General features: G+C 55.1%; 12 protein-coding genes. All 12 read right to left on the reverse strand.

Annotation, left to right across the window (positions count from 1 at the left end; translation table 11 throughout):
• Positions 1–19 precede the first annotated feature (19 nt).
• The 12 genes from rfbA to ACOTXI_RS06190 all read right to left on the reverse strand — a co-directional run bounded on the left by rfbA (position 20) and on the right by ACOTXI_RS06190 (position 14927).
• A complete protein-coding gene (rfbA, locus tag ACOTXI_RS06135; RefSeq protein ID WP_032622655.1) occupies positions 20–892 on the reverse strand; it encodes a glucose-1-phosphate thymidylyltransferase RfbA in 873 nt (290 codons plus the stop codon).
• A 15-nt stretch (positions 893–907) separates the two neighbouring features.
• Positions 908–1996: a dTDP-glucose 4,6-dehydratase gene (gene rfbB, locus ACOTXI_RS06140; RefSeq protein ID WP_058654535.1), complete on the reverse strand. Its 1089-nt coding sequence runs from the start codon at positions 1994–1996 to the stop codon at positions 908–910.
• A 399-nt stretch (positions 1997–2395) separates the two neighbouring features.
• Entirely contained in the window at positions 2396–3289 is an 894-nt protein-coding gene (gene galF / locus ACOTXI_RS06145) for a GalU regulator GalF (protein ID WP_008499434.1), read from the reverse strand.
• Between the two features lie 176 nt (positions 3290–3465).
• Positions 3466–4857 carry a colanic acid biosynthesis protein WcaM gene (gene wcaM / locus ACOTXI_RS06150; protein WP_058654536.1) on the reverse strand — a complete coding sequence of 464 codons (1392 nt, stop codon included), beginning with the start codon at positions 4855–4857 and terminating at the stop codon, positions 3466–3468.
• Between the two features lie 12 nt (positions 4858–4869).
• Positions 4870–6090 (reverse strand): colanic acid biosynthesis glycosyltransferase WcaL, encoded by a 1221-nt coding sequence (wcaL, locus tag ACOTXI_RS06155; protein WP_023325627.1) that lies wholly within the window; start codon positions 6088–6090, stop codon positions 4870–4872.
• A complete protein-coding gene (wcaK, locus tag ACOTXI_RS06160; protein WP_021241452.1) occupies positions 6087–7367 on the reverse strand; it encodes a colanic acid biosynthesis pyruvyl transferase WcaK in 1281 nt (426 codons plus the stop codon). The genes wcaL and wcaK overlap by 4 nt, the downstream gene beginning before the upstream one ends.
• A gap of 17 nt (positions 7368–7384) precedes the next feature.
• On the reverse strand, positions 7385–8863 hold the full coding sequence (wzxC, locus tag ACOTXI_RS06165) for a colanic acid undecaprenyl disphosphate flippase WzxC (RefSeq protein WP_058654537.1): 1479 nt from the start codon (positions 8861–8863) through the stop codon (positions 7385–7387).
• A gap of 1 nt (position 8864) precedes the next feature.
• Positions 8865–10259 carry an undecaprenyl-phosphate glucose phosphotransferase gene (wcaJ, locus tag ACOTXI_RS06170; RefSeq protein WP_008499429.1) on the reverse strand — a complete coding sequence of 465 codons (1395 nt, stop codon included), beginning with the start codon at positions 10257–10259 and terminating at the stop codon, positions 8865–8867.
• A gap of 46 nt (positions 10260–10305) precedes the next feature.
• Positions 10306–11676, reverse strand: coding sequence for a colanic acid biosynthesis phosphomannomutase CpsG (gene cpsG / locus ACOTXI_RS06175; RefSeq protein ID WP_032622651.1), 1371 nt, complete (start codon positions 11674–11676; stop codon positions 10306–10308).
• Positions 11677–11787: 111 nt separating this feature from the next.
• Positions 11788–13224 (reverse strand): mannose-1-phosphate guanyltransferase, encoded by a 1437-nt coding sequence (gene cpsB / locus ACOTXI_RS06180; protein WP_008499427.1) that lies wholly within the window; start codon positions 13222–13224, stop codon positions 11788–11790.
• A gap of 3 nt (positions 13225–13227) precedes the next feature.
• A complete protein-coding gene (gene wcaI / locus ACOTXI_RS06185; protein ID WP_008499426.1) occupies positions 13228–14451 on the reverse strand; it encodes a colanic acid biosynthesis fucosyltransferase WcaI in 1224 nt (407 codons plus the stop codon).
• Positions 14448–14927, reverse strand: a complete 480-nt coding sequence (locus ACOTXI_RS06190; RefSeq protein ID WP_008499425.1) for a GDP-mannose mannosyl hydrolase — start codon at positions 14925–14927, stop codon at positions 14448–14450. The genes wcaI and ACOTXI_RS06190 overlap by 4 nt, the downstream gene beginning before the upstream one ends.
• Positions 14928–14929: the final 2 nt, after the last annotated feature.

Raw genomic sequence — 14929 nt, forward strand, 5'->3', positions numbered from 1 at the left:
CTGTTCCATAAACGCCCGATCAAAGTTCTTCATTAATGAGCATTCTTAAATATCGTCCATATTCATTTTTAGCCATTTTATTTGCCTGTTCCTGAAGCTGTTCACGTGAAAGCCAACCTTTACGGAATGCAATTTCCTCTAGACAAGCCACTTTCATTCCCTGACGTTTTTCTATTGTATGAATAAATTGGGAAGCTTCCACTAGACTGTCATGTGTACCAGTATCAAGCCAGGCAAACCCTCTCCCTAACAACTCTACTTGCAGGTTACCTTGTTCAAGATACATCTGATTGAGTGTTGTGATCTCGAGCTCCCCTCTTTCAGAGGGTTTAACCTGCTTGGCCATTTCCACAACATGATTATCGTAAAAATAAAGTCCTGTCACGGCCCAATTTGATTTTGGTTTTACTGGTTTCTCTTCAATTGAAAGTGCTTTGTAGTTTTCATCAAACTCTACAACACCGAAACGTTCTGGATCTTGTACCTGGTACCCAAATACCATGGCACCGCCTAAGAGCTGTGCGGCAGTTTCCAGTTTTTTACCAAAGCTTTGACCGAAGTAAATATTATCACCAAGTACAAGGGCACATGGTTCATTATTAATAAACTGCTCACCAATAATGAATGCCTGCGCCAGGCCATCCGGAGAAGGTTGAACGGCGTAAGACAAGCTGATGCCAAATTGCGACCCGTCGCCCAGTAGACGTTTGAATGAAGGCATATCTTCCGGAGTAGTGATTACCAAAATCTCACGGATACCTGCCAACATCAGGACAGAAATAGGATAGAAAATCATTGGTTTATCATAAACAGGAAGCAACTGTTTAGATACACCTTGCGTAATAGGATAAAGACGCGTTCCGGAACCACCCGCGAGCACAATACCTTTCATCATATTTATCCTTTATTATTCCGCCAGTCCAAGACGTTCGCCCGCATAGGAGCCATCCATAACGCGCTTCCACCAGCTTTCGTTATTTAAATACCACTCGACCGTTTTACGGATACCGGACTCAAATGTCTCCTGAGGTACCCATCCCAGATCGTTTTTAATTTTGCTGGCATCGATGGCATATCGCAGGTCGTGTCCAGGGCGGTCGGTTACATAGGTAATCAGATCGGCGAAGTGAGTAATGCCTGTAGGCTTAGCGGCTATAATTTCATCCAGAATGGTGCAGATTGTCTTAACGACCTCAATGTTTTTACGCTCGTTGTGTCCACCGATATTGTAAGTTTCCCCCACAGCACCTTCAGTCACTACTTTGTATAACGCACGCGCATGATCTTCAACAAACAGCCAGTCGCGAATCTGCTCGCCGTTACCGTACACCGGAAGCGGTTTGCCTGCCAGTGCGTTGAGGATGATGAGTGGGATCAGTTTTTCCGGGAAATGGTAAGGACCGTAGTTATTTGAGCAGTTAGTTACCAGAGTAGGTAACCCATAGGTTCGACTCCATGCGCGGACTAAATGGTCACTGGATGCTTTCGAAGAGGAATAAGGACTGCTGGGGGAATAAGGTGTTGTCTCAGTAAACAGTGGTAGAGAGCTTCCGGCTGGTACCTCATCAGGATGCGGCAAATCACCATACACTTCGTCGGTTGAGATATGGTGGAAACGGAACGCATCTTTGCGGACATCATCCAGCTGTGACCAGTACTTTCGTGCCGCTTCAAGCAGAACATAGGTACCAATAATATTGGTTTCGATAAATGCCGCTGGACCAGTGATTGAACGGTCAACATGACTTTCTGCCGCAAGATGCATGATAGCATCAGGTTGGTGCTCAGCAAAAATACGCGCCATGGCATTTCCATCACAGATGTCTGCTCGTTCGAATGCATAACGCGGATCATTTGCAATGTCTACTAGCGATTCGAGGTTACCAGCGTAGGTCAACTTGTCTACGTTAACCACAGAATCTTCAGTATTATTAATGATATAACGAACTACTGCAGATCCAATAAAACCTGCACCACCAGTGACAAGTATTTTCACAAGACTATTCCGTATTGCGTTGTAATGTTTAGATTTAAACTTAAATCATAGAGCCGAACTGGCGTACGCAGAAAATAAAACACGCTACCGCCCCTGGCTCTACAGCTACCAGTATACTGAAAACAATGACAGTGTTTTTTAGCCCTCCAGCCACAGCTGGCGAGCTATTTTAAGGGGGTTGGCACAAAATGCTAATCGACTATTCTCCCCTTTAACGGCGCTGAAAACAAGGAAAAATCTCAGCGTAAAATAGGGAGTCAAAACCGCTCGCCGCTTTTTTATTGCTTGATTTTAATACAAAAAAAAAGGTAGTGAAGATAATTTATTAAGCTGTAAACAGCTCGGAATTATCCTCGGCTACCTGTGTATTGTTACGACCGAAACGACCGGTTCGTCGGCTTACTGACTAAGAAGTTGCTCGATTTTCTTACGGAACTTCGCCCCTTCCTTCAGGTTGCGCAGCCCATAGTTCACGAACGCCTGCATATAGCCCATTTTCTTACCGCAGTCATAGCTCTCACCGGTCATCAGCATCGCATCGACAGACTGCTTCTTCGCCAGCTCGGCAATCGCATCGGTGAGCTGGATACGATCCCAGGCGCCTGGCTCGGTTTTTTCCAGTTCCGCCCAGATATCGGCATTCAGAACATAACGCCCCACTGCCATCAGGTCAGAATCCAGCGTCTGCGGCTGATCCGGTTTTTCGATGAACTCAACGATGCGGCTAACCTGCCCTTCCGTCTCCAGCGCTTCTTTCGTCTGAATTACGGAGTACTCGGAGAGGTCGCCTTTCATGCGCTTCGCCAGCACCTGGCTACGGCCCGTTTCGTTGAAACGTGCCACCATTGCCGCCAGGTTGTATCGCAGCGGATCGGCAGACGCGTTATCAATAATGATATCCGGCAGCACAACGATGAACGGGTTATCACCCACCACCGGACGGGCACAAAGGATCGAGTGTCCCAGACCCAGCGGCTGCGCCTGACGCACGTTCATGATGGTCACGCCCGGCGGACAAATAGACTGCACTTCCGCCAGCAGCTGACGCTTAACGCGCTGCTCAAGCAACGCTTCGAGTTCGTAAGAGGTGTCGAAGTGGTTTTCTACCGCATTCTTGGATGAGTGCGTAACCAGGACGATTTCTTTGATCCCTGCAGCAACAATCTCGTCGACAATGTACTGAATCATTGGCTTGTCGACGATCGGCAGCATCTCTTTAGGAATGGCTTTTGTGGCGGGCAGCATATGCATGCCCAGGCCTGCTACCGGAATGACTGCTTTCAAATTAATCATTATTTCTTCCACCTTAAAATGGTTGACGAATTATAGCTCTTAAACCTGTTTTCGCCAGCATGATTTGCCGTAATCCTGAAGCAATGTTACGCCTTAGCATCACATATTTCTGTAGTTGTAATCTGATTCGATCGCGCTTATATGCCAGGAATCGTCTTAAAACAGATTATTGTCGATTATCTGTGCGGCAGCGCAAAGTTCAGTCTTTCCACATTCACCACCTGCTGGTCGACCCGGTCAATATCCACCGAGCTTTGCCCCTTCTCGTTCACAGCTTTGATGTTCGCCAGCGAAAGCAGCGTCTCGTCTTTCGCCATGAATTTTCCTCGCACATCCTTGCGCAGGTCGAAGTTTATCTTCAGGGCAGGCCCCACGGCAGCTTCCTGCATCACATTGATATTACGTAAGAAAAGATGCTGCGGCTTGTTGTGCAGTTCCAGCGTTGCGCGCTGCATTTCCACATTAGTAATCGCCACAAACGACGTCGCATTACCGGATGAAATCTGTATTCCGCGCAATTTATAGGCGAGCTGGCGGTTATCGAGATGAATATTATTGAGCTTGAAGTTCTGCGGGATGGACAAATAATCGCCTTTTATGACCCCATAGCCGATTAACATTCCCGCGCTGTTGACCATGTCGACATTATCAATAATGAAATTATCACAGCCATAAATCGCCACCGTGGCGTTGTCTATTCCCGCCTTTTTACTGAAGTCTGGGGTGATATTTTTGGCCTTAATATTGCGGATAACAAAGTGCTTCCCGTTTTCCACATGCACCAGCTGACGACAGTTGCTGCCGGTGATGTTGGCCACCACGAAGTTCTTAACGGTTTGCTTTTCCGGGTAGTCGTTGTCGTAGGTGCTCCCGGCAAGGCCAATGCCGATGCCCCAGTTGATCTTGCCGTTGGTGCAGTTGATGTTGTCGATGACATGATCGGAGATCAGGATATTGCGATCGTTGATGGCGACGTTCCATTCGATCGCATCGCCCTGCAGATGGCTAAATTTGCTGTTGGTGATGCGGGCGCCGTCCACCTGGTTGTGGAAACCCTGGCGCAGGATGGCGTAGTTGGCCTGACTCACGCTGATGTTATCAATCACCAGATTGCGCATCACGCTCGGTTTCTTACCGCCGATGTAGATTTGCGTCACAGGGCCAAAACCGCTCATGGCCAGCCCTTTGATGACGCAGTTAGAGCCGCGAACGTCGAGCGCAATGTTCTCCGTGCGGCCAGCGCCTTCGCCTACCACTTTGCTGCCTTCCTGCAGAACAAAGCGGCCGCGGCCATTGCCGGTTAACGCCCCGCGGATCAGCAGCGTTTTACCGTCGGGAATGAAAATACCCGTGTTGATGTTTTCACAGGTCAGCCCGGCAGGGACAACGACCGTGTCCCCGTCATTAAACGCCTGCTTAAAGGCCGCGATCCAGTCGTTGTTATTGTACTGTTTAACAGAGACCGTTCTTCCACTCGCCGCCCGCGCAATGCGGGACGACAGCAGCGGCGTAGCCGCCAGAACGGACAGAGACGAGACAAAGGTGCGTCGGGTAATCTTTTTCAGCATACATCCTCGGCGTTACAACGTTTGCAGCAGGCTGGCTAACTGACGGTTAATCACCTGCTGGTTAAAATCGGCTTCAACTTTTTGTCGGGCATTATGGAGCACGGGCTCCAGCGCCTGCTGGTCGATATCGCTGAAGGCAGCTAACCGATCGGCGAGCGCCATGGCGTTATTCTCCGGCACCAGCCAGCCGGAATGGTCAGACTTAATCAGCTCCGGGATCCCGCTGTGCAGGGTCGAGACCACCGGTATACCCACGGCCATTGCCTCCATCAGCGCCACCGGAATGCCTTCCATATCGCCATCGGCACCCGTTACGGAAGGCAGCAGAAATACATCAGCCTCATCGAGCATGGCCTTGACCTCGTGGCTTGGCTTGAAGCCCGGCATCTCTACAACATCTTCCAGCTGATACTGTTCGATCAGCGTGCGCAGACGACGCTCCCACGGCCCAATCCCGAGAATGCGGTAGTGGAAATCCACCCCGCGCGCTTTCAGCTGGCGGCAGGCTTCAATCGCCACATGCAGGCCTTTCTTCTCGGTCAGACGCGCGACGGAGATGATCTGCAGCGGCTTGCCCGGCACCTTCACCGGACGGCGAGTAAAGCGCGTTAAATCCACGCCCATGCGCGACACGGCAATTTTCTCTCCCGGGCAGCCCATGCTTTTCAGGCGTCCGGCCCACAGTTCGCTGATGGGCAGCATCATGTCGCCGCGGCGGAAAAGCTGCTGGTACTCCGGCGTATAGTGGTTCAACACTTCGCGGCTGGAGATGTCGATACCGTGGAAAATGGTCGCAATTTTACCGTCAATCACGCCCAGTTCGCGTAGCTTCGCGGCGGTGACGCCTGCCGGGCCAAAGTGGGCGATAAACACGTCGGCACGATACGGCTGCGCCGTTTGCCCGCAGATGGCCGAGAGAATTAAATTGCGTGATTCCGACCCATAGCGGGAAACGTTCAGCGCCCGCCACGTCGACGCGCGATGGATCCCACGTAAGGTCTGGCTGGCGCGGTGGCGCAGCTTACTCAGCTTCCCGGACGGCTCATCCTGCAGCCAGCGGGTTTTTGCCTCCAGCCCATACTGGGTATACGCCGCGTGGGTGTTTTGGGTATCGCCCTTTTGCAGGGCGATAATCTCCACGTCATATCCCATATCGATAAACGCGGTGATTTGGTTCAGAACAAAGGTCTCAGACGACAGCGGAAATTTCAGTAAGAAGAAACCAACCTTCATTTCCCCTCCCGCACGCGGTCAAGTACCGATTTCACCATCCCAATGCCCTTCTCGCGCTCGGCTTTCACCGCCACCGCCAGACGTTCATTGATCGCAGGCAGCTGGCCGAGCGTGTCGCCCACCATCGCACCCAGCGACCCGTCCAGCAGATGACGAATATCCACCGCCATTTCCGGCATACCGAGCTGCTGCATAATGCCCGCGGACTTGTGCTCGTAGTTAATGGCAATGGCCGGCGTGCCAAAGTTCATGGAGATAATGGCCGAGTGCAGGCGCGTGCCCACCGTCAGGTCGCAGGCGGAGAGCAGCTTGCCCATTTCCAGGTCGTTCAGCTCGTCCATCACCACGTGATAGCGGGACGGATCGTTCACCAGGTTGCGCAGGTTCAACGCCACCATGCGGTCATCTTTGTTGTAGCTGTCGATGCCGGTACAGGTGGACAGCGCCAGCACCTGATAACCGCTGTCCAGCACGCGGTTCACCACGTCGGCGAATGCTTGCTCATACGCCGCCTGCGTCGTGCCTAAACGTTTATCAAATGGCGCCAGCTCGCGCAGGGTGATCGCGACGGTTTTCTGTTTCGCCGTAACGTCGAGCCAGTGCTGCACCGCGTAGCTCGGCTGGAAGCTGTCGTCCTGGTGATCCACCAGCCAGGCGGTGTCCACGCCGTGCTCAACTTTCGACGTGTCAATCTCGCTGCGCTTCATCATGTCAAGGCTGACCGACTCGCGTAGAATCAAGGCATCGCAGTGGCCAAACACATAGTTCGCCAGCTGGTTAAACTGCGGATCCTGGAAAGGCCCCACGCTGTGGCCAATCATAAACAGCGGCTTTTTCGCCATGAACGTACAAAGCGCATGCTCAAACTGCGGCACGCCGTAGAGATCGACGAAGAACGAACCGCCGACCTGAATAATGGCGTCATAGCCGGACAGCAGACGAACAAAGTCGGTAAAGCCCTGCGCGATGGCGATGTTGCGCAGCTTGCCGGTATCGGTCACGCGGGAAAGCAGCACCTGATGCTGGTAGCGACGACGCAGTACTTTCTTCACGCGGCCCATCACGCCCGCGGCGTTGTTATGCTGTTTCATCTGGCTGTAGAGCGGATCGCCCATTACCGGGCGGTTCAGTAACCAGGATGAGCTGACAGGATAACGGCTCATCACGTCCACTTCGGTCTCAGGCTTAAGGGTGTTAATTGCATCCAGTAAACCGCGCAGGATGGCGCTGTCGCCACGGTTGCCGCAGGTATGGTTGCCAAGAATTAATAATTTCATAATGGCCTCTTAAATAACTAGCCTGCGCGAAGCAGCGTTTTCATTTTTTCGTTACGGCAAAACTGGCGCTTCATCTCAACCACGAGCGCATTGCGAGAAAGCACAATCATCACGCCAAATGCCAGCGCCCCCGCGGCAACCTGCACCGCCAGCAGCGCGGCCAGCGGCAGATGCCCGCTGAGGATAATGCCCAGGCCGTAGCTCACCGCTAGGGTCGGCAATGAGAGATAGAACGGCAGCCACAGGCTCAGGATGTACTGACGGTAGCTGGAGCCCAGCACCGGTTTAATCATGATGAAGTAGCTCAGGACGGTATTGACGATCTGCACCAGCAGGAAGCCCAGCGTCACGCCAATAGCGCCCGCCATGTGCCCGCCGACGATAATTGCCGGAATAAACAGGAAGGTTTTGAATACGTTGAACTTAAAGCTGATATCCACGCGCGCTTTTGCCATCAGCAGGGACCCAATCGGGTTCCCCACGGAGCGCAACAGCCCTACCACGCACAGCAGCTGCAGGATCGGGATAATACCGTTCCATTTCTCACCAAACACCAGCGGTACGACGTTGCTAGACACCACCATCAGCCCCAGCAGCACCGGGAAGTTGATGATCCCCACTACCGAAAGCAGCTTGTAAAAGTTAATGCGCAGCTTTTCGGTGTCGTCCTGAATCTTGGCAAACGCCGGGAACAGCACGCGGGTGATTATTGGGTTCAGCTTCATCGGCGGCACCACCGCGACGTTGTAGGCCAGGTTGTAGCCCCCCGCCACGCTCGCGCCGAGAATACGTGCCAGCACCAGCGTCGAGAGGTTGGTGTTCACGTAGTTGATAATGCTGTCCGCCGTCAGCCACGCGCCAAAGCGCAGGTTGGACGAGACGGACGCAAGAGAGAAATGCAGTCCCGGGCGGTAAATTTTACGCCCAAAGTAGCCGAACAGCAGCGTACGCACGGCAGAGTTCACCAGGTAACCGAGGATGGCGGTCATCGCCAGCGGCCAGAAATGGGCGCTCACGACGGTAAAGGTAAAGCCCGCCAGCACGGCGCTGGTCTCGATCATGCCGATCTTGTTGAACTCCAGCTCTTTCTGCATCAGCGCGCGGAACTGCTGCCCGTGGGGGATTACCACGAACGCAAACGACAGCGTACGCATCAGCGGGGCGAGATCCGGGTTGTGCAGCACGCTGGCGATGGTATCGCTCAGCAGGAACACCAGCACAAACACGAAAATCCCCAGCCCCACGTTCAGCCAGTAGAGCGTGGTCAGCTCAAGATGGCTGATCTCTTTGCGCTGGATAATCGAGTTGGCGATACCAAAGTCAGACAGCGTATCGGCCAGCGCAATGATCACCAGCGAGACGGTCAGCAGGCCGAACTGGTGATTATCGATAATGCGCGCCAGCACCGTCATCTGCACCAGGCCGAGGCCAATGATGACGATGGTCGCCATCGCTGACCACTTGGCGCCGCTGATGGTTTTTTCACGTAAGCTCATCTTAGTACGCCGCTTTGTTCACGAAACCTTTGAAAATGGTCAGAAAAACAATCTTGATATCGAACCAGAGGCTCCACTCGCGGATGTACTCCAGATCGAACTCGATGCGTTTTTCCATTTTTTCCAGCGTGTCGGTTTCGCCGCGCCAGCCGTTGATTTGCGCCCAGCCGGTGATGCCCGGCTTCACCTTATGGCGCAGCATGTAGCCTTCAATCAGCGAGCGGTACTGCTCGTTGTGCGCCACCGCGTGCGGACGCGGGCCAACAATCGACATCCCGCCGGTAAAGACGTTGATAAACTGCGGCAGCTCGTCCAGCGAGGTGCGGCGCAGGAAGTTCCCCACGCGGGTGACGCGCGGATCGTTCTGAGTGGCCTGGGTCACGACCTTGTCGTTCTCCATCACCTTCATGGAGCGGAATTTCCACACCATAATCGGCTTACCGTCCATGCCGTAGCGGGTCTGACGGAAGATAACCGGTCCTGGCGAGCTCAGCTTCACCGCGAGGGCAATGCAGCACAGCACCGGGGAGATGAGCAGCAAAATCAGCGAAGAGAGCACGATATCTTCCAGACGCTTCAGCACGCGGTTAATACCGGACAGCGGCGTGTCGTACAGCGGTACGACCGGCACCCCGTTCACCTCTTCAATACGGGAGTGAAGAATGTTGAAGGTAAACACGTCCGGGATCAGGATCACTGAACAGGTGGTATCCGCCAGCTCGCGCATCAGCTGCTTAATGCGGGATTCGTCTTTCATCTGCATGGCGATGTAGACGTTGTGAATTTTGCCGGCTTTGGCATCGTCAATCAGCTGATCGTAGTTGCCCGCCCAGTCGGCAGGCACGCCGCCAGGCTTTGCGTCGTGATAAATCCCGACCACTTCAAAGCCTAACCACGGCTCTTTGCGGAAGCTGTCGAGCAGCACTTTCCCAACCGGCAGATCGCCTGCCACCGCCACGAAGCGACGGTTATAGCCCCGGTTGCGCAGCCAACCCGCGCCAAAGCGGATCAGGGAACGGCACACCACCATGCCGACGCTGGTCAACAGATACCAGCTCAGATAGGTCACGAGGCGATTATCAAAATCATGGCTAAATGCCACCAGGCCTGCGCTGAAGATCAGGCTCAGGGTCCAGTTCTGCAGCAGCAGCATCAGTTCAGTGGTCATTTTGACGCCGCGCCACGAGCGGTAGAAATCGGTCATACCGCCGATCATTTGAAACACGACCAGCGCAATCAGGGCCATCAGCAGATGCATATATAAGAACGGCAGCCCGCTGATCCGACACACCGCCCACAATCCACCGACCATGATGGTGATATCAGAAAAACGCTGCACCATAGAGATTAACGATGCATTCGTTCTCGCTCGTTCGCGTTTTTTTAGATTCGTCATCGTTGTTCCTGTATTCGGTTCCCCCTCCCACCGGGAGGGGCAGTTATTACTGATTCAACAGCGCCAGAATGTCCTTCGTTCGGGCTTCCATGAGCGCGGTGTCAGCGCGGGACTCCACGTTCAGGCGCACCACCGGCTCGGTATTGGACGAGCGCAGGTTAAAGCGCCACTGCGGGAACGCCATGCTGATGCCGTCGGTACGGTCAATTTCCAGCGCGTGGATGGCAAAGTGCTGCTCCACGCGGGCAATCGCCTCGGCAGGCTGTGCCAGCTTGCTGTTGATCTCTCCGCTCGCCGGGAACGCCGCCATACGGTCGCGCACCAGCTCGCCCAGGGTTTTCCCCTTCAGGCACAGCAGTTCAGTCACCAGCAGCCACGGGATCATCCCGCTGTCGCAGTAGGCAAAGTCACGGAAGTAGTGGTGGGCGCTCATCTCGCCGCCGTAGATGGCGTCTTCTTCGCGCATGCGCTCTTTGATGAAGGCGTGACCGGTTTTGGACATCACCGGCGTGCCGCCTGCGGCAGAAACCACGTCGACGGTGTTCCAGGAGAGGCGCGGGTCATGAATGATCTTCGCGCCAGGGTTTTTCTCGAGGAACGCTTCCGCCAGCAGGCCGACAATGTAGTAGCCCTCGATGAACTGCCCTTTCTCGTCGAACAGGAAGCAGCGGTCAAAATCGCCGTCAAAGGCGATACCCATGTCCGCGCCGTGTTCAATCACCGCGTTGCGGGTGTCGTCACGGCACTCCGGCAGCAGCGGGTTAGGAATGCCGTTCGGGAAGTTGCCGTCCGGGGTGTTGTGCACTTTGACGAAGGTCACCGGCACGTTCAGTGCTTTAAAGCGCGCTTCAAGGGCATCGACCACCGGGCCAGCCGCGCCGTTGCCGGAGTTAATCACCAGCTTCAGCGGCTTCAGGTTTGCCACGTTGATGTAGCCCAGCAGGTGGTCGATGTACTCTTTCTGCAGGTTGATTTTTTTGTAGCTGCCGCGCTTCGCCTCGTTCACCGGCGGGAAATCGTTGGCTTCCGCCAGACGCTGCACGTCGCGCAGGCCGGTGTCGCCGCTGATAGGACGGGCGCCCTTGCGCACCAGCTTCATGCCGTTGTAATCCATCGGATTGTGGCTGGCCGTCACTTCAATACCGCCGTCCACGCCCAGGTGGAAGGTGGCAAAGTAAATCTCTTCGGTTCCGGAAAGACCGATGTCCAGCACGTCCACGCCCGCGTCCTGCAGCCCTTTCGCCAGCGCCAGCTTGAGGGATTCACTGGTCAGACGCACGTCACCGCCCAGCACGATGGTCTGCGGTTTTAAGTATTCGCCGTACGCGCGGCCAATGCGCCACGCAATGTCTTCATTCAGCTCTTCGCCCAGCTTGCCGCGAATATCGTAGGCTTTAAAACAGGTTAATTTATCCATGATGACCCCTTTTTCAGGCAACAGTCGGTCCTGACCACTAAATGGCCAAATTAATTTTTTTGTCATTCGTAGGCCCGGTAAGCGCAGCGCCACCGGGCATGATGCAGAGAGCTACACTCGCCCGTAGCGGTCCTGGAAGCGCACGATATCGTCCTCTTCCAGATACGAGCCGGAGCGCACCTCAATTAAGTCGAGAGGAATTTTCCCCGGGTTCTCCAGACAGTGCGTCGCCCCCAGCGGAATATAGATGGACTCGTTTTCGCCCAGCAGTTTCACTTCACCGTCGATGGTGACTTTGGCGGTACCCGCGACCACCACCCAGTGCTCGGCGCGGTGATGGTGCATCTGCACCGACAGCCCCTCGCCCGGCTTCACGGTGATGCGTTTCACCTGATAGCGGTCACCGGCGTCAATGGAGTCATATTTGCCCCACGGACGGTAGACTTCGCGATGAATATGGTGCTCGTGACGGCCATCCGCCTTGATCTTCTCCACCACTTTTTTAACGTCCTGCACGGCGTTACGGTCGGCAATCAGCACGGCGTCTTTGGTCTGGACCACAACAAGATCTTTTACCCCAACCGTGGTGACCAGGCCGGACTCGGCGTAGACGTAGCTGTTTTCCGTTTTGTGGCTAATGACATCGCCGTGATGGACGTTACCCTCCGGGGTATGGGCGCTGATCTCCCACAGGGAGGACCAGGATCCAACATCGCTCCAGCCCGCATCCATCGGTACCACGACGGCGTCAGCCGTGCGTTCCATTACCGCATAGTCAATGGACTCTTCCGGACAGGCGAGGAAGGCCTCTTCATCCACGCGGATGAAGTCGAGATCCGGATCCACCACCGCCATCGCTTTCTCGCAGGCGCTCAGAATATCCGGGCGATATTTGCGCAGCTCTTCCAGATAGCGTCCGGCGCGGAACAGGAACATCCCGCTGTTCCAGTAATATTCCCCGCTGGCGACATACGCCTGCGCGGTTTCCAGATTCGGTTTTTCAACGAACTGCGCCACGTCAAACGCCACGCTGTCGCCTTCACCCGGCGTCACGTTGCCGCGACGGATGTAGCCGTAGCCGGTTTCCGGCAGATCCGGCACGATACCGAAGGTCACCAGCTTGCCGCGCTCAGCGTAAGGAATGGCCGCACGCACCGCGTCGCGGAAGGCCTCTTCCTGCTGGATCACGTGGTCTGCCGCCAGCACCAGCATCAGCGGGTCACAGTCCGGGCTGCTGCGTTTTGCCGCCAGCGCCGCCAGGGCGATAGCCGGTGCGGTATTGCGTCCGGCAGGCTCCAGGATGATATTTTCTGTGAGTTTGTTCAGCTGGCGCAGCTGCTCGGCAACAATAAAGCGGTGCTGTTCGTTACAGATCACCACCGGGCTTTCACACTCCACGCCGTGGAGACGGTTTACCGTCGTCTGCAGCATGGTGAGATCCCCTTTCAGGCAGAGGAACTGTTTTGGATAGAGCACGCGGGACAGCGGCCACAACCGGCTACCAGAGCCACCAGCCATCACAACCGGATACAAAGTGGTTTGACTCATGATTTATCCCCGTATATCTGCAATAAATTGGCTCAGCACGTTCTCTTTCTCGAGCGTGCGTTCGGCATATTCACGTGCCACCGTGTTCACTTTTGGCATGGCAAGTGCCTGTTCAATGCCGGTGACCAGCGCCGGAACCGATTCCGGCTCTACGCACACCGCAATCCCCGGATAGCTGTCACATAGCTGGCCTAATTCAGTTTCGGCTTCGGCCGTAATCACCGCGTTACCGCCCACGGCCAGAATGTTGGTCAGCTTGGACGGCAGCACCGCATCCGCCGCGCCGCGCTTTTGCACCACCAGATGGCAGTCGCCCATCTTCAGCAGCGCAGGCAATGCCTCGTAAGACTGAAGCGGGAAGAATTTCACGTTGGTCAGGCCGCGAACGCTTACCATTTTTTCCAGCCGCGCTTTTCCACCGCCCTGCCCGACAATCACAAACATCCATGGATGTTCGTTCAGCAGTTGAGCCGCCTCGATCACGCTCTCCAGCCCCTGCTTTTCGCCGATATTGCCTGAGTAAAGAATGATTTTTTGATCTTCAGGCAAACCGAGCTGCCCGCGCAGCGCCTGAGCGTCTTGCTCAGTCACGTCGCGAAAACGCGCCACTTCGGACCAGTTCGGGAAGAAGATCACCTTCTCCGCCGGGACACCTTTCTCCTGCGCTTTGTTCATCATGGAGCGCGAGATCGTTGAGACGTAGTCCACGTTGTGTAAGCCACTGCGCTCAAACGCGCTGGCGAGCTTCGCCACCTTGCCGCCTTTGCTTTTGCCTGCCATCCCCAGGCCCAGCATGGCGTCCACTTCATAATCCTGAATGTGCAGCAGGGTGCGCGCGCCGGAGAGTTTGCCCAGCAGGCGCATGCCCGGCGTGCAAAACAGCGTCGGCACCACGCCGATAATGCGATCCGGCTTCCAGCGACGCTGCGCCATCAGCGGGAAGAAGCTGCTCAGGGCAAAGCTGCCGAGATGAATCAAGCGCTTCAGCGTCGAGGGCTGCTTAGGCACATACAGCGGGCAGCGCCAGACGGTCGCTGCCCCCTCTTCGCGACGGTAGCGCCAGCTTGAGTAGCGCTCCCCCACTTTCCACTCCGGGTAGTACGGCGGCGCGGTAATGACCCGCACGTCATGTCCCTGGCTCGCCATCCACTCGACCATCTCGCCGGTGTATTTTCCGATGCCGGTTAATTCCGGCGAGTAGTTGATTCCGTATACGAGGATCTTCATAAGCCCGGCACCCCGGACTGACGTTCAGCGAGGAAATAGGCACGGCTGTTGTCATGCACATTGTCGCTCGCCAGCAGCGCCTCTGGCGTCTGCCAGCGGTAGTCGTCATGCTGAGAATCAGGCAGACGCAGGTCTGCCTCACTCACCTTCAGGCGGAACCCCAGCACGATGTAGTGCGTGGAGAACCCGGTACCCGAAAAGTTATCGTCATAGAAGTGCTGCCAGACCCCGTAAAACTGGCCCGCTGCCATCGGCAACTGCAGGCCCAGTTCCGCCAGAGTGAGACGCTCAAACGCATCGGTCAGCGTCTCATCCTTTTGCACGCGCCCGCCGGGCACGAACCAGAAGCCCTGTGCAGGACGGTTGGTTCGTTTCCCCAGCAAGAACTCGCCGCGTTCGTTCTCCACGATCAAATCAATTGAGATGAGCGGAGTGGAACGCACTACCGTGGCAAAATCTTCCTGACTTAAAAACATCG

It is taken from the genome of Enterobacter cloacae complex sp. BZL2005 (genome assembly GCF_049238885.1).
Lineage (GTDB): Bacteria > Pseudomonadota > Gammaproteobacteria > Enterobacterales > Enterobacteriaceae > Enterobacter > Enterobacter roggenkampii.

Coding starts and splice junctions, on each gene's coding strand:
- rfbA (WP_032622655.1), bottom strand. CDS start 892: ATGAAAGGTATTGTGCTCGCGGGTGGTTCCGGAACGCGTCTTTATCCT.
- galF (WP_008499434.1), bottom strand. CDS start 3,289: ATGATTAATTTGAAAGCAGTCATTCCGGTAGCAGGCCTGGGCATGCAT.
- wcaM (WP_058654536.1), bottom strand. CDS start 4,857: ATGCTGAAAAAGATTACCCGACGCACCTTTGTCTCGTCTCTGTCCGTT.
- wcaL (WP_023325627.1), bottom strand. CDS start 6,090: ATGAAGGTTGGTTTCTTCTTACTGAAATTTCCGCTGTCGTCTGAGACC.
- wcaK (WP_021241452.1), bottom strand. CDS start 7,367: ATGAAATTATTAATTCTTGGCAACCATACCTGCGGCAACCGTGGCGAC.
- wzxC (WP_058654537.1), bottom strand. CDS start 8,863: ATGAGCTTACGTGAAAAAACCATCAGCGGCGCCAAGTGGTCAGCGATG.
- wcaJ (WP_008499429.1), bottom strand. CDS start 10,259: ATGACGAATCTAAAAAAACGCGAACGAGCGAGAACGAATGCATCGTTA.
- cpsG (WP_032622651.1), bottom strand. CDS start 11,676: ATGGATAAATTAACCTGTTTTAAAGCCTACGATATTCGCGGCAAGCTG.
- cpsB (WP_008499427.1), bottom strand. CDS start 13,224: ATGAGTCAAACCACTTTGTATCCGGTTGTGATGGCTGGTGGCTCTGGT.
- wcaI (WP_008499426.1), bottom strand. CDS start 14,451: ATGAAGATCCTCGTATACGGAATCAACTACTCGCCGGAATTAACCGGC.
- ACOTXI_RS06190 (WP_008499425.1), bottom strand. CDS start 14,927: ATGTTTTTAAGTCAGGAAGATTTTGCCACGGTAGTGCGTTCCACTCCG.